20 protein-coding genes are annotated in these 21,766 nt (G+C 64.9%); 10 read left to right on the top strand and 10 right to left on the bottom strand.

Annotation, left to right across the window (positions count from 1 at the left end):
* Positions 1-683: 683 nt before the first annotated feature.
* Together LDB29_RS21365 and LDB29_RS21360 are read left to right on the top strand one after the other, a co-directional pair.
* Positions 684-1,538: a MucR family transcriptional regulator gene (locus LDB29_RS21365; protein WP_257557695.1), complete on the top strand. Its 855-nt coding sequence runs from the start codon at positions 684-686 to the stop codon at positions 1,536-1,538.
* A gap of 1,156 nt (positions 1,539-2,694) precedes the next feature.
* Positions 2,695-3,624, top strand: coding sequence for a hypothetical protein (locus LDB29_RS21360; protein WP_257557694.1), 930 nt, complete (start codon positions 2,695-2,697; stop codon positions 3,622-3,624).
* A gap of 794 nt (positions 3,625-4,418) precedes the next feature.
* Here the strand turns inward: LDB29_RS21360 and LDB29_RS21355 are convergent.
* The 3 genes from LDB29_RS21355 to LDB29_RS21345 form a co-directional block, all read right to left on the bottom strand.
* Positions 4,419-5,609 carry a replication initiator protein A gene (locus tag LDB29_RS21355; protein ID WP_257557693.1) on the bottom strand — a complete coding sequence of 397 codons (1,191 nt, stop codon included), beginning with the start codon at positions 5,607-5,609 and terminating at the stop codon, positions 4,419-4,421.
* Between the two features lie 388 nt (positions 5,610-5,997).
* Entirely contained in the window at positions 5,998-7,095 is a 1,098-nt protein-coding gene (locus LDB29_RS21350; RefSeq protein WP_061937162.1) for a ParB/RepB/Spo0J family partition protein, read from the bottom strand.
* A 53-nt stretch (positions 7,096-7,148) separates the two neighbouring features.
* Entirely contained in the window at positions 7,149-8,345 is a 1,197-nt protein-coding gene (locus tag LDB29_RS21345; protein WP_013054122.1) for an AAA family ATPase, read from the bottom strand.
* Between the two features lie 199 nt (positions 8,346-8,544).
* On the opposite strand from LDB29_RS21345, the gene LDB29_RS21340 reads away from it, so the two are divergent.
* On the top strand, positions 8,545-9,885 hold the full coding sequence (locus LDB29_RS21340; RefSeq protein WP_257557687.1) for an anti-phage deoxyguanosine triphosphatase: 1,341 nt from the start codon (positions 8,545-8,547) through the stop codon (positions 9,883-9,885).
* Positions 9,886-10,015: 130 nt separating this feature from the next.
* On the opposite strand, the gene LDB29_RS21335 is transcribed toward LDB29_RS21340, so the two are convergent.
* The 3 genes from LDB29_RS21335 to LDB29_RS21325 all read right to left on the bottom strand — a co-directional run bounded on the left by LDB29_RS21335 (position 10,016) and on the right by LDB29_RS21325 (position 13,178).
* Positions 10,016-11,593, bottom strand: a complete 1,578-nt coding sequence (locus LDB29_RS21335; protein ID WP_257557685.1) for a family 16 glycosylhydrolase — start codon at positions 11,591-11,593, stop codon at positions 10,016-10,018.
* A 412-nt stretch (positions 11,594-12,005) separates the two neighbouring features.
* Positions 12,006-12,842 carry a TIGR00266 family protein gene (locus LDB29_RS21330; RefSeq protein WP_025551437.1) on the bottom strand — a complete coding sequence of 279 codons (837 nt, stop codon included), beginning with the start codon at positions 12,840-12,842 and terminating at the stop codon, positions 12,006-12,008.
* Positions 12,843-12,962: 120 nt separating this feature from the next.
* The gene (locus LDB29_RS21325; protein WP_025551439.1) at positions 12,963-13,178 is read right to left on the bottom strand and encodes a hypothetical protein; all 216 of its coding nucleotides are present in this window, start codon (positions 13,176-13,178) and stop codon (positions 12,963-12,965) included.
* 253 nt (positions 13,179-13,431) lie between these two features.
* Between LDB29_RS21325 and LDB29_RS21320 the strand changes: the two genes are divergently transcribed.
* On the top strand, positions 13,432-14,097 hold the full coding sequence (locus tag LDB29_RS21320; RefSeq protein WP_257557682.1) for a TetR/AcrR family transcriptional regulator: 666 nt from the start codon (positions 13,432-13,434) through the stop codon (positions 14,095-14,097).
* Positions 14,098-14,173: 76 nt separating this feature from the next.
* On the opposite strand, the gene LDB29_RS21315 is transcribed toward LDB29_RS21320, so the two are convergent.
* The 4 genes from LDB29_RS21315 to LDB29_RS21300 all read right to left on the bottom strand — a co-directional run bounded on the left by LDB29_RS21315 (position 14,174) and on the right by LDB29_RS21300 (position 17,215).
* The gene (locus LDB29_RS21315) at positions 14,174-14,458 is read right to left on the bottom strand and encodes a hypothetical protein (RefSeq protein ID WP_257557680.1); all 285 of its coding nucleotides are present in this window, start codon (positions 14,456-14,458) and stop codon (positions 14,174-14,176) included.
* 32 nt (positions 14,459-14,490) lie between these two features.
* Entirely contained in the window at positions 14,491-14,910 is a 420-nt protein-coding gene (locus LDB29_RS21310; protein WP_226870507.1) for a PaaI family thioesterase, read from the bottom strand.
* 31 nt (positions 14,911-14,941) lie between these two features.
* Positions 14,942-16,123, bottom strand: coding sequence for an acetyl-CoA C-acetyltransferase (locus tag LDB29_RS21305; protein WP_025551447.1), 1,182 nt, complete (start codon positions 16,121-16,123; stop codon positions 14,942-14,944).
* 162 nt (positions 16,124-16,285) lie between these two features.
* Positions 16,286-17,215, bottom strand: a complete 930-nt coding sequence (locus tag LDB29_RS21300) for a 3-keto-5-aminohexanoate cleavage protein (RefSeq protein ID WP_257557677.1) — start codon at positions 17,213-17,215, stop codon at positions 16,286-16,288.
* 196 nt (positions 17,216-17,411) lie between these two features.
* On the opposite strand from LDB29_RS21300, the gene LDB29_RS21295 reads away from it, so the two are divergent.
* From LDB29_RS21295 to adh, 6 genes are all read left to right on the top strand, one after another.
* Entirely contained in the window at positions 17,412-18,122 is a 711-nt protein-coding gene (locus tag LDB29_RS21295) for a GntR family transcriptional regulator (RefSeq protein WP_025551449.1), read from the top strand.
* Between the two features lie 69 nt (positions 18,123-18,191).
* Positions 18,192-18,482 carry a DUF1330 domain-containing protein gene (locus tag LDB29_RS21290; protein ID WP_044661015.1) on the top strand — a complete coding sequence of 97 codons (291 nt, stop codon included), beginning with the start codon at positions 18,192-18,194 and terminating at the stop codon, positions 18,480-18,482.
* A 62-nt stretch (positions 18,483-18,544) separates the two neighbouring features.
* Positions 18,545-18,703: a hypothetical protein gene (locus tag LDB29_RS21285; RefSeq protein WP_157009794.1), complete on the top strand. Its 159-nt coding sequence runs from the start codon at positions 18,545-18,547 to the stop codon at positions 18,701-18,703.
* Positions 18,704-18,847: 144 nt separating this feature from the next.
* A complete protein-coding gene (locus LDB29_RS21280; RefSeq protein ID WP_025551453.1) occupies positions 18,848-19,150 on the top strand; it encodes a hypothetical protein in 303 nt (100 codons plus the stop codon).
* An 82-nt stretch (positions 19,151-19,232) separates the two neighbouring features.
* Positions 19,233-19,916 (top strand): hypothetical protein, encoded by a 684-nt coding sequence (locus LDB29_RS21275; protein WP_257557669.1) that lies wholly within the window; start codon positions 19,233-19,235, stop codon positions 19,914-19,916.
* Positions 19,917-20,003: 87 nt separating this feature from the next.
* A complete protein-coding gene (gene adh, locus LDB29_RS21270) occupies positions 20,004-21,524 on the top strand; it encodes an aldehyde dehydrogenase (protein WP_257557667.1) in 1,521 nt (506 codons plus the stop codon).
* Positions 21,525-21,766: the final 242 nt, after the last annotated feature.

Below are 21,766 nucleotides of genomic sequence, written 5' to 3'. Positions count from 1 at the left end.
AACGGGCCGCCATCCCTTCCTTGATCGAATGGCGCGCCCCTGTCGTACCGGCGGGGCGCGCGCCAGTCTGGCGGGATGGACCCCCGCCCTGCCCTTTTCAGACATATGCGTGATCTTTGCCGGGTGCGTCGCACGGCGTGGACGTTCGTCGCGAAGCGTTCGCCCTGAACGATGCGCCGTCCGTGGCAGGGCATTCCGACATGGTGCGATATGAAGCCGGCGCCGGGAATTGCGCGCAACGCAATCACATCGCCGCGCTTCGCATTTGCCATTGGAGGTCCGGCGCGCCATTTGGCGGGTGCCTTTCAGGCATCCTCTCCTAAACTCAGTAGGCCGGTCGAAAGACCGGCCTTTTTTTGTGCAGAACAGGTTTCGCTGTCGACAAATATTGTCGCCCGCCGGTCGAACACTGGTATTGGGCAGGCGAATATAGATGAGCGGCCTGCCTATACTGTTCAAGGCGCCCTGCCTTCGCGCCGTTGACTGGCGAATGATATGGCGAAGATGGTTCCACCCCGGCGGACGGAATTGCGCGGTCAGCCTGTCCCATCTCGAAACAAAATGAGCTTGTTTGTTCCTGTTCGACAGCATGCGGACGGGCTGTCAAGTCGTTTCGGATTTACATTTAACGCAAAACCGCGCAAAAGGCCGTTTCTATTACTCAAAGATGGGAAGCGGGGCCAATGTCTGAAAACAACCAGCCTGACATCACGACGCTCACTGTTCAGCTGGTGAGTGCCTTTGTCTCCAACAATAATGTAGCGAGCGAAGGTCTTGCCGACCTCATTCGGACCACGCGTCTGGCCTTGACTGATGATCTTGCCGCAAAGCCCCAGGAGGCGGCGGCGCCGACTTACACGCCGGCCGTGTCGGTCCGCAAAAGCCTGTCTTCGCCCGAACATATTCTGAGCATGATCGACGGCAAGCCGTACAAGACGCTGAAGCGCCACCTGGCCAGCCATGGCCTGTCGCCCAATGACTATCGCGAACGCTATGGCCTGCCGAAGTCCTATCCGCTGGTCGCGCCCAACTATTCGGAAGCGCGGCGCGCCGTCGCGACGAAGCTTGGCCTTGGCCGCAAGCCGGTGAATGCCAAGAAGCCGGCCGAAGCGGCTCCGAAGGCGGCCGCTGCTCCCAAGGCTGCGCCTGCAACGGCAGCACCTGCAAAGGCAGCGCCTGCCAAGCCGGCGGCGGCCAAGGCCCCTGCGAAGACGTCCGCTCCCAAGCCTGCGGAAGCGAAAGCCCCGGCGGCAAAGGCGCCCGCAACGAAGCCCGCCGAGGCGAAGCCGGTTGCTGCCAAGGCGCCCGCCGCCAAGGCTCCGGCTGCCAAGCCCGCCGCATCGCGCAAGCGCCTCTCCATCGCTACGCCATCGGCGCCCGCGCCGAAGAAGGACGCCGCTCCGGCTGCTGCCAAGCCCGCGGAAAAGGCAGCGGCGGGAAGCAAGGCGGCAACGCCTGCCAAGGCGCCCGCCAAGGCCGCTCCCAAGAAAAAGCCAGCAGCCAAGTCCGCCAAGGCGCCTGTGGCCGAAAAAGCCTGATTGTACGTCTGGCCGGTTCGGACGATCCGGACCGCCGACCAAGATCACGCCCCGAACGACGCAAATGTCGTTCGGGGCGTTTTCCTTTCAAGGATGCGGTTGAGGAGGGCTGGACTTTATTGATGGCGGCGGGGTCAAGGCTATCTGAAAGTCGCGCTGTGCAATCGCAATTACCGGGAGGCGGTGAGAATGGTGGCAGCGGGTTGAACTGTTGATCTATCCGTTTCCATTACTACAATTGAGGTGCCCTTGCCTTGCGATGCAACGTTCGAGCTTTGCAGCAATGCAAGATGATCCGATGGGTGAAAGTCTTCGCTGGATGACATCGCTCCATGCTCTCGGGATAACGGGCTCTTCAATTGGGATGCCCTATAATGGCCTTGGACGGGCTTTGGTCGTGCCTGACTCCGTTTTGCGATTGTCAAAGGCCGGATGCCGGTGATGATTGCTGCACTGGATCATGAATATATCCCATGATCCTCTGCGGGGGCTTTCAGTTGTCCGGTCGATCAGGCGGTGCCCTTGCCTGCTCCCGTCGGGGCGATCGGAATATAGGCCGGGCGTGTTGCGGCATCCGTTCCTGCTCCTTTGATATGATGATGAGTTCCTCCGCAGCAGGTCATCGTGGGGTGAATCGATGCCGCCCTATCCATCGCGTGCGGCTTTATGACGTTCGCGATCCCGAGCAGGATAGGAGCTACGGCAGCCGGCGCATTGTTCCTGTGGGCCGGGAGAACAGATCGATGGGCCTATTGCCTAAAATTTGGGCAGGCTGGGAAGCTCTCTGAAAGGCAAAGGCCGATGGCGACGAGCTTGTCTATATCTCACTCGTCACCGGCGCCTGACGGGCCTCCCAGGGCAAAATAGCCCTGTTTCCTCTTTTGTTCCCCTTTTGCGGATCGGTTGGATGCCCTTCCCCCTTTCGCCTTTACCCGACGGACGTGTCCGAGAGGGGCGTCGTCTTATTTCAGGGCTTTTGTTCGGGTCCCCACTTTGGATGTTCGATTGACGCTGGCGGGCGTTACTGCGTTATGGCATAAGAAAGAGCGTGGCCATTCGCTGGCGATCAGGCGGAGCAGCCTGCCTTCCCACCATCATAGCATATACAACCAACTCGCCTCTTTGGTTGTAGTCCGTCTTGCGCTATCCATGAGAAATGCAGGATTTTTCAGCCTCGCCGGATCATGCTCTGCTTCTTCTCGGGCGGCTCGACGGGCGGCTTTGCAACAGCCCGGCGACCGATGTGTGGCTGGCCAGGGCAAGGCTGAAGGGCGCCTCCATGCTGTCGGGCTTTGCCGGCGTGCCGGTGTCGGTTGCGGAGCTTCAGAACTGGATTTGCGGGCGGACGCCGCCGCCGCGCCATAGCGAGGGGCTCAACGATCCGCTTTCCGTCGCCGCGCTCTTCCATTTTGCGCTGTCGGCAGGCGATGACCGGGACCCGGTCGCGCGCGCGACCCTCAACATCTCCCGCACCTTGCTTGACGACCGCAAGGAGGCGGGATTGTGGGCGCCCGAGGATCTGGTCCGCTTCGGCCCGGCGTGGCGCATGGCCCAGATGCTGCTGGAGGCCCCCTACCCTGCCGGCACCCTGCCGGCGGTCGCGCAGCGGCTGATCGATGCGAGGGGGAGCCTCGATACGCCCGTCACCGAGGGGCATCTGGTGACGACGGCCGACGGGCGGCAATGGCGCATCGATCCGCGACGGTTCGATATGGGCTGGGTGCTTGCCTGCCATCTTCCCGGCGCCTTTGTGGCGGCGGGGCTCAGCCTGCGTCGCCTGCCCTGCCTTGTCGGCCTGCCGCGCTTCCTGCCGGATGATGCCGCTTCATTGGCGGGAGAGATTGCCGCCATGGTCGCGCGCCAGGCGGCGCAGGGGTTGATCGAACTGGATCGGCTGGAGGCGAAGCTGGCGCGGCTGCCGGTGGAACTGGAGGTGACGCGGCGGAGCAAGGCCCCGTTACTGATGCGGCTTGAGCTGGCCTATCCGGGGCTGAGCAAGATGGCGGTCGCGCGGCTGCTGGGCGTTTCGCACCAGGGCGCGACGAAACTGGTGGCGCAGGTCGAAAGACTGAAAGAGCGGTATTAGACGGCGCTGCCCGAGGCTTCCCATCCAGTCTCTCGCCAAAAATATGTCTCGCCCAGGTTATAAGGTTTCTAGGAAAGTTAAAGAGTTACCGGGCGGGGATGTGGGGGGCGAATCGCCATAAGAGCACGAGTCGGCGTTGGTTGGCTGTTCCCATAGGATCGTTGGTCCGTTCCTATAGTGTCGACGCTGGCGTTCCTGAAATGTCGGGGAAACGTTCCTAAAGGGGCGAAGGGTGTTCCCGGAGTGTCGAAGCATGCGATTTGCCGTTGTTGGTCGGTGGGGGATTGAATCATATTGGAGGGGGGTGTTGGAAAGGACGTTCAAATTCCGGGGCGGATTGAGGTCCGGTATCGGGGTGTGCGACGGGTTGTTCTTTCCGATCAGCGCTACCCGACACTTCGGGAACGCCCTCCCCGGCATTTCGGCGTGGCTTGGGCATGGGGTGCGTCGGCTGAATAGCAGGGTCGGGATATGCGGGTTTTGGGGCGGTTTTGGTCGAGCCCTTTGCCTTTTGGGATGCGGCTCGGCATCGAAGGGCGGGTTTTCTGCTTGAAAGGATGTGACGACCTGCGTCCGGTTAACGCAGCGCGCTCTGGAGCGATTTCCAGGCGACCGGTTCCGAATCTGGCGGGAATCGCGGAAGACGGGGAATGTGGAACGGCGACCTGATGGAATCGGAGCGAAACCCGCTCTGGAGCGCGCTGCGTTAAATCATACGCAGGCCGCGCGCTCCAGGCTTTTGTTGTCGCATCCTTTTAAGCGCAAAACCGGTTCCCGCTTTTGCGCACGATGCTCTAGAGGCGGTGGCGGTTCTTCTCGTGGAAGCGGCGGACGAAGCCGATGAACGCCTTCTGATAGTTGACAGGCGTGCGGGTGGGGTCGGCTTCGAGCCAGTCGCGAAACTCCTGATGGAGCGTCTGATAGTCCCAGCCGGGATAGTCGGCGCGCAGGGTCGCCATGGTCGCGTCCGTGATCTCCCCGGCGCTGGCCTTGGCGGACATTCCGGCCAGGGTCCGGCGGATCATGCTGCCGGCATCGACCAGCATGTCGGCGTCGGTTGGTGCGGGGGACGGCGTTGTCTTGGGAGGGGTGGATTGCGAGGCCGTCGCCGGTCGGCGGGCGACGGTTGCGGCCGGGAGCGGATCGGCCTGGGGGCGGCGGCGCATGCGGAGCGACGGTTCACGCTTGCCGTCGGGCTGTTCCAGTTCGACCGTATAGCCGGGCAGGGGATCGCGTTCGGCGATCTTGGCGATTTCGAATTTGAAGCGGCGATAGGCGCCTTCGGCCCCCGACTTTTCGAAGAGGGTGGGCATGGAGATGGCGAAGCCCCCCTCCCCCGCCCCGCCGGCATGTTTGCGCGCGACCTTGTAGAGCCAGCGTTCGCGGCCGCCGGTCAGGTCGAAATAGGCGCGGTCGATGCTGAGCACCCCGCCCTGCATCAGCACGCCTTCATAGAACCAGTTGCTGAGTTCGATGGTCATGCCGCGGGAGCGTTCGGTGCGTTCGTCGACCAGTTGGGTCCAGCCGTCGAGCCAGCTGAAGGTCGCTTCCCGGCGGTTTTCGGCGCGGATGTTGGTCTTGATCGTGGTGGAGACGAGCCGGTCGAGCGACTGGCCGAGCAGTTCATAGGCGCGGCCGGTCGTCGGGCGGTGGATGGCGCGCAGCAGGTCATAGGGCATGAGGTGCAGCTTGCGCGGGATGTCGTTGAGGCCGCGGCGCGCCATGTCGGCCAGGACGGAGGCGCAGTAGATCAATATGTCGGCATCCCAGATGGTGGCCATGCCATAGTCCGGATTGGCCGAGACATGGACCCAGGCCTTGCCGTCGGGGGAGGTGTAGTCGATCGGCTTGACCCGCTTGGACTTGGCGAGGCTGAAGAAGGGGCGCTCCATCATCTCGCGCTGGTCGCGCAGGGGCATGTCCGCGATATAGGGGAGGAAGAGTTCGAACTGGTCGGTGATCTCGGTCCTGGAAGCGCGGGTCATGGGCGGGTCCTGAAGATGAGCGTCAGCCCATGGCGTGATGCGGCAGAGGAGGGGAGGGGCGCGCGGGGGCTATTCCATGAACGTTCCGGAGAATGGACGGGAGTTATGGAATGAGGGGCGCATGTCGGGATGGGGGCCGATGCGTGGCTGCGGTCGTGCGGCGGCCAGGCCAAGCTGGCGGCGCTGGCCGGGGATGCCGGCGAGGGCGGGCTGGTGGCCGGGGGGATGGGGGATCGGCTGTTTCCCCGGGGAAACAGCGGACGTGTTTCCCATGGGGCGGCGGGGACAAGGGGCTGATGTTTCCCCGGGGAAACGGGGGGCAGGGCGGAAGCCGCCGGTTGGACCGGCCTTTCGCTTCCGTCATATGTCCTGTGCCCCCCGCTTTCCATCAGCGCTGGAGCCCCATGCCCTGCCGTTCGAGATGTTCGAGCGTGTCGCGCAGCGCGGTGGCGAGCGTTTCCATGTCCGCGCCCGAACCGGCGTGGAGGCGGATGGTGATGCCCTGGCGGTTGACCGACTGGACCGTCAGCGCCGGACGGCCATAGCGGGTGGTCCAGGTGAAGGGTTCTTCCCTGGGGGCCGACTGGGCGGCGCGGGGGGCGTCGAGCAGGCGTTTGAGCACATCCGAGGCCGGGATGGGCGCGGCGCCCGCCGATCGCAGCGCGCGCTGTTCGGAGGCGAGGCGGTTCGCCTCCGCGCGGATGGCGGGCGCGCCCTTGGGGTCGTCGAGCGACTGGGCCAGCGCATAGGCGGGCTTCAACTGGACGTCGGCCGGGGAGGCGAAGGCGTCGATCACCGCGTCCTCGATGCCCGCCACCTTGATCATCTTGCTGAGCCATCCCTTGGAGAGCTTCAGCCGTTCGGCCATGCGGGTCAGGTGGCTGCCATAATGGGCCTTGAGCGCATCGGCATAGTTGCGCGCGCGTTCGAGGTCCGAGACGTCCTTGCGGGCGCGGTTTTCGAGGTCGGCGAGGCGGAAGGCGGCCTCATCGTCGAGCTGGGCGACCTGCGCCACGAACATCATGTCGGAATAGCTGTTGGCGCGCAGCCAGCTGATCGACCAATGGCGGCGGGTGCCGGCGATCACCTCATAATCATGATCGGGATCGCCCTCTATCCGGCGGACCACGGCGGGCACCTTCTGCCCGCCTTCCGCGATGATCGAGTCGATCAGTTCGCGGCAATTTTCCTCGTTGAGATGCGCATAGAGGCGGGCATTGCCGCTCCATATCCGGACTTTCGCCGGGTCGAGCAGCAATTGCGTGACCTGCCGCACCTCGCCCGAGGCCAGGCGGGCAAGGGCGGATTCGCGGCCGAGCAGGGTGGTGCCGCGGGCGCGATCCTGACGCGGCGCGGCCGGGCCAGAGGAGGGGGAAGGGGGTGATGCGGGCGGGCCTGCCTCCTCCGGCTCGACGGGCGTTGCCGCTGCCGCCTCGGGCTCGTCGGAGAGAAGGGCGGCCAGATAGTCGGATTGCTTACGCGCCATGGCATTCCCTTTCGGCAAAACGGGAACATATCATGAACATACAGCAAGGGGCTTCATGCCGCATTGACGATGTCCTCTTCCCGCGCAGGGGCGACGCGGCCCCAGCCCTGACGCACCAGCGCCTCGATCTGGCCCATGGCCTCGTCCAGATTGGCGCGGCAGCGCTTGTGGGTGCGCGGCGTGCCGATCGGCTTTTCCAGTTCATAGACGGTCATCATGCGCAGCGCGGCATGGCTGATTTCCGCGCTGTCGAGGATCGGAATGGGCAGGAGGGCCGGGCCGAAGCTCTGTTCCATGATCGCTCGGACCATCGAATGGCTGGGATCGTTGCTGTCGAATTTCGAGCAGAGCAGGCGGACGAACTGATAGTCGACCTCTATCCCCGCCTGCTGCAACTGGCCGATCACCTGATCCATCATCGAGAGGAACTGGACGGTTGAACAGAAGTCGGGCGTGGTCGCGGCCAGCGGCACCAGCAGGGCATTGGCCGCCTGCATCACGGCGAGGCTGATCGTGCCCAGCGCCGGCGGCGGATCGAGCAGCACCACGTCATAATGGCGGGCAAGGTCCATCAGGCCCTGCTTCAGCTTGCGGAAGCGCGCCGCGAGGACGGAGCCGCCGTCGCTGCCCGCCGCCGCCAGTTCATATTCCACGTCGAACAGTTCGAGATTGGATGGGATGAGGTCCACATTGGGCCAGGCGGTGTGCTTGACCGCGTAAAGCAGGTCGACCTGCGTCGGGTCGATGGAGAGATAGGGGTAGAGCGTTTCTTCCCGCTGGATGTTGAAATGCGGGTTGAAGCCGAACAGCGTGGTGGTGGTGGCCTGGCTGTCGCAGTCGACCACCAGCACGCGATAGCCCTGCACCGCGAAATAATGGGCGAGATGGGTGGTGACGGTCGACTTGCCGACGCCGCCCTTGAAATTCTGCACCGCGATGATGGCGGGAATGTCCAGCGGGGCGCGTTCGGGCGAGGCGCCCAGCACCTGCCGCATGTTCAGCAGTTCCTCCACCTTGTAGCCGGGGCGGCGGCCGTTTTCGGTCGGCGGGGCAGGGGGAAGGCGTCCGTCCTCCTCCGCCATGCGGATGCGATTCGTGGAGCAGCCGAGCAGTTGCGCGGCTTCGGCGATGCCGAAGCGGATGTTGAGTTCCTTGCGGCTATCCGGCAGAAAAGCCTTGCGCCGCAGGCGTTCGACCATCTTTTCGCCGGCCTCCGCCAGATCGCCGATCTGGGTCACCACTGCGTTCATTCCTGCCCTCTTGCGCGAAGTTGAAGCTTGTTTGGGATAGATGTGGCATAAATAGTTCAAATAGGCAAATGAGGGCGGGGTGGGATGAGGATCGGCATGGAGGAAGCGGCATGAATCGGTTTTCCTGCCCCTGCGCGGGAGAAGCGGCCTATATTCCGGCCAAGAGACAGGCGGTCGGGATTCGCCGGAGAAGAGTGGCATGAACTGGTATGAACGGCAGGAAAACTGGCATGCGCAGAGCGAGGATGCCCGCAATGAAGCGGATGTCGACTATGCGCGGGTCATCCATTCCGCGTCCTTCCGCCGCCTGCAGGGCAAGACGCAGATCCTGAACCTGGGCGACAGCGATTTCTATCGCACGCGGCTGACCCATTCGCTGGAGGTCGCGCAGATCGCGGGCGGCATAGCGCGGCAGTTGCGGCAGGATTTCCCCGACCACCCGGCGATCCCGCATCTGCCCGACCACAGCCTGATCCAGGCCATCGGCTTCACCCATGACCTGGGTCATCCGCCCTTCGGCCATGGCGGGGAAGTCGCGCTGAATTACTGCATGCGGCAGGCGGGCGGGTTCGAGGGCAATGGCCAGACGCTGCGCATCCTGGCCCGGCTGGAGAAGTTTTCGGCCGGGGCGGGGGCCAATCTCATGCGGCGGACGCTGCTGGGCGTGCTCAAATATCCGGTCCCCTATGCGCAGGCCTGCAATCCCGCCTGCGCGCCCCGGCTGAGCGACAGACCTTCTTCCATCCGCATCATCGACCGGGCCGCCAGCAAGCCGCCCAAATGCTATCTCGACAGCGAAAGGCAGGTGGTGCAATGGATATTGGCGCCGCTGTCGAGCGCCGACCGGGAGGCGTTCACGGCGATCGAGCCGCAGGTCGGCAGGCACCACCGGGCGATCCACAAATCCTTCGATTGCAGCATCATGGACGTGGCCGACGACATCGGCTTCGGCGTCCATGACCTGGAGGATGCGCTGGCGCTGCGCCTGATCGGGGAGGAGGCCTTTCGCAGGCTGGTGCCGGAGGAGGAATGCGCGTCCTTCCTGGTCCACCTCAAGCGGAAATATCCGGGCGAATCCGAGAATAATGTCTATGAGCGGCTGGTCGGGGCGCTGTTCGGCGAGGACGGCGGGCGAAAGCGCTGCATCGGACGGATGGTGCATCACCTGATCACCCATTGCCGCATCGACACGCGGGAGGAATTCGAGGAGCCGCTGGTCCGATACCGCGCGGGGATGCAGGAGGGGCCGGCGCGGTTCCTGGGCGCGCTGAGGAACGCGGTCTATCAGGAGGTGATCCGCAGCGCCGGGGTGCAGCAACTGGAGTTCAAGGGACAGAAGATGGTGGTGTCCGTCTTTGAGGCGCTGGCGTCGGAGCCGGAGACCCTGCTGCCGGCCGAGCAATGGGCGCTGGTGCGGGCGGGGGAGGAGGCGCCGCGGGTGATCTGCGACTATATCGCCGGGATGACCGACGGGGCCTTGCTGAAGGCCTATGACCGGCTGTTCAGTCCGCGCATGGGGTCGATCTTCGATCAGTTCTGAGGGGCGCGGTCTTCCCGATCCGTCGCATGCTCCCGCGCGGGGCGGGAGCATGAAGGCGGAGGGGTTGCCGAATATTCGTCGGGCCCGAACGGGGGTGGGATGGTCGCGCCTGGCCGCGCGACCCCTTCGTTCAGCCCCCGTCCGCATAGACCTTGATGTCGCGGACGATCATGTCGCCGGCGCCGTCCGCATAGTCGCCGGTCGTCTTCACCGCGACGTTCATGATCGGGTACCAGCGGAAGCCGGCGAAGGGATTGACCGCCTGATAGGTTTCCTTCCCGTCGATGAACCAGGTGATATAGTCGGGCTGGATGTCGACGGCGAAGCTGTGGAAGCCCGTGGTGAAGCCGCCGATGCCGTAGACCTCTTCGGTGTTCATGAAGACGCCCTGCTGGAAGGTGCGGGTGATGTTGGCGCCGCCGTGCAGCGTGTTGGCGGTGTAGCGGTCGAAATCCCACCAGCTTTCGAAGCCGAACCCTTCGTAAATGTCGATTTCCGGCGGCCAGCCGGCGGTGGAGATCAGCCAGAAGGCGGGCCAGGAGCCGCGCCGGTTCGGCATCTTCGCGGTGAATTCATATTGGCCGTAGCCGATCTGCACCGGCCGGGTGTTGTGGCCGCTGAGCACGACCGCGCCATAGTCGTAGGGGACGCCGTCCCAGGCGATGGGCTGCTTCAGCTTCTGCGTGTGCATGACGAGCCCATCGTCCGTGTAGCGCAGGGGCGCCTCTATGCCATAGTCGCGATAGACCCAGCCGTCGAGATAGATGCCGGTTTCCTGATTGCCCGGTTGCGAGCGGCCATTGGGCAGCTTGGTCGACCAGGCCTTGTCATGGCCGGCGTCGGACCATTTGAGGGTTTCGCGGCTCATCCTCCACTGGAGCGTGCCCGTGGGCTGGAAGGTGCGGGGTTCGCGCCCCGCCACCTGTTCCGCCGTCGGTTCCTGCTGGAAATCGCATTGGACGAAGGCGCGGTCGGTGCCCATCTTGCCGCCCCATGGGGCCTCCACGAAGCGGACGATGAAGTCGGCCTGCGGCACGCCGAGCAATATGGGCACGGAGACCGTCTTGGTCAGCGGGTCGCCGGGGCGGAAGATCACCGCCTTGTAGATGCTTCGATAGTTGATGCCCGCCACGCCGCGGACGAGGCCCGGTCCATCCTCCGTCATCACCCGCGCGATCACGGTGTTGGGCGTTGGGCGGTCGAGCGTGATCGGCACATAGGCGACGGTCGCGCCGGGGCGGTAGAAGGCGGGGCCGACCGACGCCGTCGCCTGTTCAGGATAGCGGGTGCCGCCGGCGAAGTCGAAATTGGCGAAATCGCCTGGCTGCGCGGTGGTGGCGGCGGTGGAGAGGGCCAGCATGGTGCTGGCCGGCGCCATTGGTCCGGCGGCGCGCCCGGCCGGGCCGCCGGTTCGGGCGGCGGCGGCGGCGGCGGGAAAGAGCGCGGCGGGATTGCTGCTGCCCAGCGCCGTGGTCCAGGGGCTGGGGGAGGGGCGGGAGAAGTCGATCTGTGGCGTCGGGTTGGCGGTCCGGCCGAAAAAGCCGTTGGTGAGGATGGAGGCGATGCCCGGCGGGTCTTTCACCGCTGGCGTGGGTGCGGAGATTTTTTCCGTGTCGGCGGTGAGGGACAGGCCCCATTCGCTCATGCAGAATATGAGCACGCACGCGAACAGCACGCCCGCAAGCGGGCGAAGAGAGAAAATGCGCATGGTACGACCCCGTTGTTGAGCGGCCCTGTGCCGCCTTTGTTGAACCTCCTTCCCGGAACGGCGGATTGCCCCGGCGCCGTTGCGGGTTCGCAAGATGGTTGGTGCGGATTCGTCCGCTATGGCTTTGAATAATAATGGATTTTCATGGCCGTGAAAAGGCTGCGGGCGTCATGTGTCGATGTTCATGCACATATCGGCTCAAGGGGGAGGGCGGTCATGCGCGGGGGCGCGCCACCGGCGGGCCGGTTGTGCGGCGCGCCGATGGGGGCTTGCGGTGGGGTTTGGGGGTGGGGGGAAGAGCGGCGGACGGCTATGGCGCGCGATGGCTCAAATCGGGCGCGGGACGCGCGCTCTGGGTTTCTGTCGCATCGGTTTGAGCGGAAAACCGGTTCCCACTTTTGCGCATGATGCGCTAATTATTGCCGCCGATCAGGTCGCCCAGGCCGCCGAGCACGGAGCCTTCGCCGCGATTCTGGCCGCCGCGGCTGCCCGCCGCCGCCAGCATGCGGCCGGCGAGGCGCGAGAAGGGCAGGGACTGTATCCACACCTTGCCCGGCCCGGTCAGGCGCGCGAAGAACAGGCCTTCGCCGCCGAACAGGATGCTGCGCACGCCGCCCGCGCGCTCCAGGTCGAAATCCACCGTGTCGGTATAGGCGGCGACGCAGCCGGTATCGACGTGAAGCTGTTCGCCGGGGGCCAGTTCGCGCTCCACGATGGTGCCGCCCATCTGGACGAACACCCAGCCGTCGCCTTCCAGCTTCTGCATGATGAAGCCTTCGCCGCCGAACAGGCCGGTCATGATCCGCTGCTGGAAATGGACGCCGATCGATACGCCCTTCGCGGCGGCGAGGAAGCTGTCCTTCTGGCAGATCAGCCGCCCGCCGACCTGGTCGAGGCGAATCGGCAGGATCGCGCCGGGAGTGGGAGAGGCGAAGGCGACCCGCGCCTTGCCCCGGCCATTATGGGTGAAGACGGTGGTGAACAGGCTTTCCCCCGTCACCAGCCGCTTTCCCGCGCCCAGCAGCTTGCCCATGAAGCTGCCGTCGCTGCCGCCGCTGCCGTCGCCGAAGACGGTGGTCATGCCGACGGCCGCGTCCTTCCAGACCAGGGCGCCGGCCTCCGCCACGGCGCTTTCGCCGGGATCGAGCTCTATTTCCAGAAATTGCAGTTCCTGGCCCTTGATCTCGAAATCGATGTCGTCGGCCAGGCCGGCTTGACGATGATGTTGCCAGGGACTGGGGTTCGGCATGGTCGCGGGCTCCTGAATGGTTCCGGCCGATCATAGCCGTTCCCGGCCGGGTTGGGCCAGTCTTTGCGTGTACGCAAAGCTCTGCCGGGGGAGCGTGGCCCGGAAGGCAGGCGCGCGGGATTACCGGTCGAAGATGATCTTCAGGCTCTTGATCAATCCGGAAGTCTCGCTGAATTCGAAGAGGTCGACAAGATCGGTGTCGATCCTGACATCGTCCTTGCGTACCCATTCATAGGCGAAATGGGCGGCCCAGCGGCCCGGCAGTTGGAGCCGACCTTGCAGAGCGGCTTCCGTCCGGGCAGCTTGTTGCTGGAGGTGGAGGTTTTCGGCTGCCATTCTGCCGATCTAGACGTTCGAGGCGGGGGCGGCGCGATCCGGCTGGTCAATGACACCGAATATCGGCTGGTCGCCTAATGTCTTCAATCCGATCTGGCCCGGATGCAACGATTGACAGCGGAGTAGGTCGCTCCTTGGGAAAACCCCTTGAACTGAACGGCCATAATATTATGTTGGCTGCAAACAGTCATTTGGGAAAGAGGCGCGTTTTTTCCTGTAAGCGGCTGTGGTCAGGTCACTTATGGGATTATGCATGAGATATCCAAGCGACCATAAGGCGCGTACGCGGGAGCGCATCCTGACGGAGGCTTCGCGGGCGATCCGTTGCCAGGGTATTGACCGGGTGGCGGTGGCGAATGTGATGTCCGCGGCCGGGCTTACCGTCGGCGGCTTCTATGCCCATTTCGCGTCCAAGGACGATCTGGTCGCCCATGCGGTCGAGCATATGTTCCACGAACGCTATGAGCGGTTCTTGGGCCTGCTGGATGTCGGAGAGCCCCGCGCGGCGATCGCCAAATTCTTCGACGGCTATCTGTCGATGACCCATCGCAGCCATCCGGAGACGGGGTGCCCGATCCCGTCGCTCACCAGCGAGCTGGCCCATCTTTCGGAGGATGGGCGTGGGCGGCTGAGCAATGGCATGCGCGGACTGATCGGCGGCGTGACCCGGCTGCTGGAGCGCGCCGGGGTCGACGATCCCGAGGAGGCCGCGAACGCCGCCTTTTCCGAAGCGCTGGGCGCGCTGGTAATGGCGCGGATGACGACCGACCTGAAAACCGCGGAGAAAATCCTCCAGCGGGCGCGGAAATCCGTCAAGGAACGGCTGGGCGTCGCGGATGTCGATACCCGCATTCCCTTGCGTCGCCGCTTCGCCAACAGTTCAGAGGCGGAGTCGGGAAAGACCGAAACGAGCAACTGAAGAAGTCAGGGTGGCTTGCCTTCGCCTTATTGGCCTTCTTGCTCCGCCAGATGGGAACTGCCCATCGGGGGAAGCTTTAGCCGCGGGAAGGCAATGGTCTCCACCGCGCCCGATTCCTTCCGGGTGATCGCCGCCACGCAGTGAAGTTCCGGCCGCCCGCGATCCTCGCGTCATATTCCGCGAAGCTCCTGTTGCCGATCGCTTCATGATAGGTCGGACGCATATGGTCATAGGACGCGCCGGCCGCCTGGATCGTCCGCAATATCCTGTCGCGGCCGACAATCGGTTTGCGCGTGACCGTGGAGTGGAGGACGGACTGATCGTCCAGATCGTCGCGGAACGGATGCTTCGGTTCAGCCATGCGATGCTCCTGAAAGATGGTGCGCCCCGCGTTCAGCGGGGAACGACGCAGGTGGACGTGCCGTGCGCGAAGATCCGGTTGTCGAGGCTTTCGATGCGTCCGTCCAACGCGACAAGGGACCGGCCGCGCGAGATGACGGTGCCGATCACCCGCATTTCCCCGATATTGGCGGGGATGGGCCGCAGGAACTTGACGCTGGTTTCATAGGTGGGGGCGAAACCGCCCTCGTCCAAGGTGGTTGCCGCCGCGAGGCCCATGGCGGAATCCAGCATGGTCAGCGCCCAGCCGCCATGGACGACGCCGCCAAGGTTGAGGAAGCGTTCGCCCGGCGTCGCCCTCAGCTCCACGCGCCCCATTTCGGGCGGAAGAAGGGTGAAGGGCACGGTATCGGCCATGGGCGGGCGGGGCAGTTCGCCCCGCGCCAGAGCGCTTATCGTATCGAAACCGTTCATGACCGATCTTTCCCCCGCATCCGTGCCGCCGTCACAGCGTTTCCAGTGCGAGCGCTATACCCTGGCCGCCGCCGATGCAAAGCGTGACAAGGCCCCGCCGCACGCCGTCCCGCTTCATCGAATGCAGCAGCCGGGTCGTCAGCACCGCGCCGGTCGCGCCGATGGCATGGCCATGGGCGATCGCGCCGCCCTCCACATTGACGATGTCCTCCGGCAGGCCGAGTTCCTTGATGATGGCCAGGGGTACGGCGGCGAAGGCTTCGTTGATCTCGAACCGCTCCACGTCCGGCAGCTTCCAGCCGGCGCGTTCGACCGCCTTCACCACGGCAGGGACCGGCGCGAGGCCGAAGAGGCCCGGCTCCAGCGCGGCGACGGCGTAGGAGACGATCCGGCCCGCCGGTTCGACGCCGTTCGCCTCGGCCCAGGCGCGGGTGGCGACCAGCATCGCGGATGCGCCGCTGTTGAGGCCGGGGGCATTGCCGGCGGTGATCGTGCCGTCCGGGCGGAAGGCGGGCTTCAGCCGGGCCAGTCCCTCCAGCGTCGTATCGGCGCGGGGCGCCTCGTCGCTGGCGAAGCTGACGTCGCCCTTGCGGCCCTTGATGGTGACGGGGGCGATCTCCGCCGCGAACCGGCCTTCCGACTGCGCCTGCACGAAGCGCTTCTGCGAGCGTTCGGCCCAGCGGTCCTGCGCATCCCGCGAAATCTGGGAGCGGGTGACGAGATCCTCCGTATGCCAGCCGGAATGCTGGCCGGAAAAGGCGTCGTTCAGGCCGTCATGCAGCATGGAATCGATGATCGCGGCGTCGCCCATGCGATAACCCCAGCGGCCGCCGGTCATCAGATAGGGCGCGCGGTCCATATTCTCCATGCCGCCGGCGATGGCGACGTCGTGCAGGCCAAGCTGCACTTCCTGCGCGGCGGTCACGATCGCCTGCGCGCCCGATCCGCAGACCCGGTTGACGGTGAGGGCGGGGACCGAGACCGGCAGCCCGGCGTGGATCGCCGCCTGGCGCGCCGGGTTCATCCTGTTGCCGGCCTGGATCACATTGCCCATGGTGACCGCGCCGACGGCATCCGGCGACAGCCCTGCGCGGCGCACGGTTTCCCGGATGGCGACGGCGCCCAGTTCGGCCGCCGGCACGTCCTTGAGCGTGCCGTTATAGCTCCCGATCGGGGTGCGGACGGGATGGGCGAGGATGATTTCCGCGGTCACTCTGGCATTTCCTTCTCTTGTCGTCCGCACCGGTAGCGGCGGACCATCACATGATGTCTATAATATCATTGATCGTGATCGTCGCCTGTCTTTTCAAGGGCGGGGCGCGAATCGGGCCACGGATTCCGGGCCGGCCGATCCGGCGCTATCGACGCGCGGGCATCAGAAGGCGACCTTGTCCCCGCCCTTGAGGCCGAGCCGGGCGCGCGCTTCATCGGCGGTCGCTATCTCCAGGCCCAGATCTTCGATGATCGCGCGCACCTTGCGCACCTGTTCGGCATTGCTGGAGGCGAGCCGCCCCCGGGCGATGTTCAGATTGTCCTCCAGCCCCACGCGCACATGGCCGCCCATCAGCGCCGCTTGCGTCGCGAGCGGCATCTGATGGCGTCCCGCGCCCAGCACCGACCAGTGATAATCCTGTCCGAACAGGCGATCGGCGGTCCGCTTCATGAAGAGGAGGTTGTCGACCTCCGCCCCGATCCCTCCCAATATGCCGAAGATGAACTGGATGAAGACCGGCGGCTTGAAGAAGCCGCGGTCGATGCAATGCGCCAGATTGTACAGATGACCGACGTCATAGCATTCATGTTCGAACTTCACGTCATGGGCATCGCCCAGCGCATGGGCGATCTTGCCGATGTCGCGGAAGGTGTTGCGGAAGATATAATCGTCCGATTCCCGCAGATAGGGCTCCTCCCAGTCATGCTTCCATTGCCGGTAGCGATCCGCCATCGGATAGAGCGCGAAATTCATGCTGCCCATGTTGAGCGAGCACATTTCGGGCGACGCCAGCAGCGGCGCGGCCAGGCGCTGCTCGACCGTCATGGTGAGGCTGCCGCCCGTGGTGATGTTGCAGATGGCGTCGCAGCCCTGCCTGATGCGCGGCAGGAATTCCATGAACAGGGCGGGGTCCGCCGAGGGTCGGCCGTCCCTGGGATCGCGCGCATGGAGATGGAGGATGGCGGCGCCGGCCTCCGCCGCCTCTATCGCCTGTTCCGCGATTTCGGACGGCGTGACCGGCAGCGCGTCCGACATGGTCGGCGTGTGGATGGAGCCGGTGACGGCGCAGGAGATGATGACCTTGTCTTTCATGCTTGATCCCGATTCCAGCCGACGAGTGGTCGGCCATGTCATGCCATTTGCCCGTTCGCGGTCCCGGCCCGAAACCGGCCCCGGGGGAGGCGGGCGGTCGCGCGGACGATGTGCGAGTATTGTCCATGAGTCAAAAGAAAGTGCACTTTTTATTGTAACGGTTGTAGATGGGGAAAAAGTGAACTATCAAGGGCGAATGGCAGAGAAATCACCGGCGCCCAGCCGCACCCACCGCGTTTACGAGCAGATCCGGTCCCGGCTGCTGAACGGCGCGCTTCCGCCCGGTCAGAAGCTCGTCATTTCCGACCTGTGCGAGAATCTGGGGGCGAACCAGAGCGCGGTGCGCGAGGCGCTGGCGCGGGTCACCGCAGAAGGGCTGGTCACCGCCGAACCGCAGCGCGGCTTCCGCGTGAGCGAGATCGCGGCCGAGGACCTGCATCATCTGACGGATGTGCGCCTGTTGATCGAGGAGCCCTGCATCCGCTCCGCCATCGCGAACGCCACCATCGCCTGGGAAAAGGGGATCGTCGCGGCGCTGCACGGCCTGCTGCGGACGCCGCGCAACGACGATGACGGCAAGGTGACACAGGAATGGGCGGACGCGCACCACGCCTTCCATCACGCGCTGGTCGCCACCTGCGACAATCCCTGGCTGCTCCGGGTGCGCGACATGCTGCTGCTGCAGAGCGAGCGCTATCGCTGGCTCTCCATCTCCTCGCCGTCCAAGCGTTCGAATCTGGAGAAGGAATATAGCAAGCTGGCCGACGCCTTTCTGGCGCATGACGCCGATCTGGCGATCAAGCTGATGCGCGAACATTATCTGATGACGACGAAGATCGTGCTGGGCAAGGACCAGAAGCCTGCCCGGACCCGCAAGGCCTCCGCCAAGGTGACGGAAGGGGCGTAGGGGATCGCGGCCGGGCGCGCTTCCCGCCCTGCCGCCCCCGCGCATGACAGGAAGAGGAGAGGACCGTCCATGCCCGCTTATGTCGTCATGATCCGCGACCGGCTGAACGATGCCGGGGAGATGGCCGCCTATGCCGCGCTGGCGGTCAAGGCGCGGGGGGAAAAGCCGGCCCGGCGGCTCGCCTTCTATGGGGAGCATGATGCGGTGGAAGGGCCCGATCCCGACGGCGTCGCCATATTGGAGTTCGACGATCTGGATGCGGCGCGGGCCTGGTACCACTCGCCCGCTTATCAGGAAGCATTGCAGCATCGGCTTGCCGGTGCGGAATATCGCGTGATCCTGGTCGACGGCGCTCGCTGAAGCGCCGCAAGGCACGCCCGCCAAGAGGCGCGCCGGACAGGACTTATTGTGGGAGGATGCCGATGAAGGACAAGTCGCATATTTTCCGCGCGCTTTTCCCGGGGGGCTGGCAGGCGGTGCGGTCGCTGGAAAGCCTGCTCGCCGGCTATGGCGACATCATGCTGCTGCTGGGGGAGGAGGAACGGCCCCGGAAATGGCGGCGGCCGGGCGCGCGCCGCTGACGAAATCCCGCGCCCCCGGTTGGCCCACCCGGGCAGTCCCATCCATTCACCCGAGCGGATGCACAGCCGGACAGAATCCCATTGTCCGGAATCCGGCGCTCGGCTTGGGACGGGGACGGTTCGTTAACTATAAGGAGAATGGAGATGTCGCGGTCTTTCACGAAATTCGCGCCTCTGGCGGTGATTTTGGTGGGTTCGCTGGCGCTGGGGGGCTGTGCCACCAAGGGCTTCGTGCGGGAACAGGTCGCCGCCGTGAACCAGCGCGTCGATGCGCTCGACTCGCGCCTGCAGGCGACGGACGCCACCGCGAAATCGGCGCTGGCGGAGGCGCAGGCGGCATCCGGCCAGGCGCAGAACAATGGCCAGCGGCTGGACCAGATCAATGCCCGCGTCGACGGCATCGAGCAGCGCATGCAGGAAAATCAGCGCAAGCGGCCGCGCAACTGACGCCCGGAACGGGGCCGAATCCGGTGTTCCCGCGCCGGCGTCCGTCCTGGGCGCCGGCGCTTTCCTTCGAGTGCATTGAGCGATGATCCCACTGTTCCTGGCGCTGGCGGTGCTTGCGCCGGCCATTCCCGCGACGGAGGGCGTCCGGGCGGCGGAGCCGGCGAAACCGCAGGCTGACATGCCGCAGGAGGCGGGAGCGAAGCTGTCCGGGGAAGCGGCGCGCGTGGCCGACTGGATCGCCGCGTCCCGCGACAATGGCGCGCTGCCCTATATCATCGTGGACAAGAAGGCGGCGGTTCTCTCGCTCTATGACGCCAGCGGGAAATCGCTGGGTCATGCGCCGGTCCTGATCGGCGTGGCCGTCGGGGATGAGGCGAGCCCCGGCATCGGATCGAAGAATCTGGCGGAGATCGGCCCGGCGGAAAAGACGACGCCCGCCGGGCGCTTCCTGGCGAAATTCGGGCTGGCGGCGGGGCGGCAGAAGGTGCTGTGGGTCGATTATGCCACGTCGGTGGCGCTGCACCCCATCCCCAAGGGCGCGCCCAAAAGGGAACGCCGCCGCGAGCGGATGCTCTCGCCCACCGGCGACGACAATCGCATCACCTTCGGCTGCATCAACCTGCCCATCGCCTTTTACGGCAAGAACGTCAGCCCGCTGTTCCGGAAGAAGGGCGGCTATGTCTATGTGCTGCCCGACACCAAGCCGCTGGAAGCGGTCTTCCCCCGGTTGCGGGTGCAGGCGGCGATGAATGGCGGCGGGGTTTGAGCGTCCCGCCGACCCAAGGTCTAATTGTCCATTTGTCCGAAAGGTTCATCCTGTCCCTCAACTTTCAGACGAGTCCGGGAGAGGATGATGTTACAGCAGGCAATGGCGCGGTTCGCGGGGAAGACGCTGATCCGCGATAAATATGAGAATTTCATCGGCGGCCAGTGGGTGGCGCCGGTTCGCGGGGGATATTTCGACAATCTTTCGCCGGTGACGGGGCAGAGCGTGTGCAAGATCGCCCGTTCGACCGCCGAGGACATCGAGCTGGCGCTGGACGCCGCGCATCGCGCCAAGGAAGGCTGGGGCCAGCGTTCGGCGACGGAGCGGGCCAATATCCTTAATCGCATCGCGCAGCGGATGGAGGAGAATCTCGACCTGCTCGCCATGGCGGAGACGATCGACAACGGCAAGCCGATCCGCGAGACGACCGCCGCCGACATTCCGCTCGCCATCGACCATTTCCGCTATTTCGCGGCCTGCGTGCGGTCTCAGGAAGGCTCCATCGCGGAGATCGACCATGACACGGTGGCCTATCATTTCCATGAGCCGCTGGGCGTGGTGGGGCAGATCATCCCCTGGAACTTCCCGATCCTGATGGCGGCGTGGAAGCTGGCCCCGGCGCTGGCGGCGGGCAATTGCGTGGTGCTGAAGCCCGCCGAGCAGACGCCGATGTCGATCATGGTGCTGATGGACCTGGTGGGCGACCTGATCCCCGAAGGCGTGCTGAACGTCGTCAACGGCTTTGGCGTGGAGGCGGGCAAGCCGCTCGCCACCAACAAGCGGATTTCGAAGATCGCCTTCACCGGGGAAACCACCACCGGGCGGCTGATCATGCAATATGCGAGCGAGAATCTGATCCCGGTGACGCTGGAACTGGGGGGCAAGTCGCCCAACATCTTCTTTGCCGACGTGATGGACGCGGACGACGATTATTTCGACAAATGCCTGGAAGGCTTTGCGATGTTCGCGCTCAACCAGGGCGAGGTCTGCACCTGTCCGAGCCGGGCGCTGGTGCAGGAAAGCATCTACGAAAAGTTCATCGAGCGCGCCGTCGCCCGCGTGCAGAAGATCGTGCAGGGCAGTCCGCTCGACCCCGCGACGATGATCGGGGCGCAGGCGTCGAACGACCAGCTGGAGAAGATCCTTTCCTATATCGACATCGGCCGGGACGAGGGCGCGAAGGTGTTGACCGGCGGTACGCGGGCGCATCTGGGCGGCGAGCTGGAGCAGGGCTATTATGTGACGCCGACCGTGCTGGAAGGGCATAACAGGATGCGCATCTTCCAGGAGGAGATTTTCGGGCCGGTGCTGTCGGTCACGACCTTCAAGGATGAGGCGGACGCGCTGCATATCGCCAACGACACGCTGTACGGGTTGGGCGCCGGGGTGTGGAGCCGGAACGGGAACACGGCCTATCGCATGGGGCGCAACATCCAGGCCGGGCGGGTCTGGACGAACTGCTACCATGCCTATCCGGCGCATGCGGCCTTTGGCGGGTACAAGCAGTCGGGCATCGGGCGCGAGACGCACAAGATGATGCTGGATCATTATCAGCAGACGAAGAACCTGCTGGTGAGCTATTCGACCAAGGCGCTGGGGTTCTTCTGAGGCGAGGGGCGGATCGCATGCCGAAGGCGGGTCCTTCCCCCTTCACGCCTTCGGTTCGGCGGGCGCCTCTCCCGGGCGTCCGCCTTTTTCTTCTTCCCCCTCCCGCAGGCGGGAGGGGCCGGGGGGTGGGCGGGCGCAACCTCAGCGCCATTCTGCAATGGCTAAGCTGGAAGCTCCCCCCGGATCAAGTCCGGGGTCGCGCCCACCCCTAACCCCTCCCGTTTACGGGAGGGGGACTGGAG

Origin of the sequence: Sphingobium sp. CFD-2 (genome assembly GCF_024611135.1) — a bacterium.
Lineage (GTDB): Bacteria > Pseudomonadota > Alphaproteobacteria > Sphingomonadales > Sphingomonadaceae > Sphingobium > Sphingobium fuliginis.
This window is presented reverse-complemented; position numbering and strand designations above follow the sequence as displayed.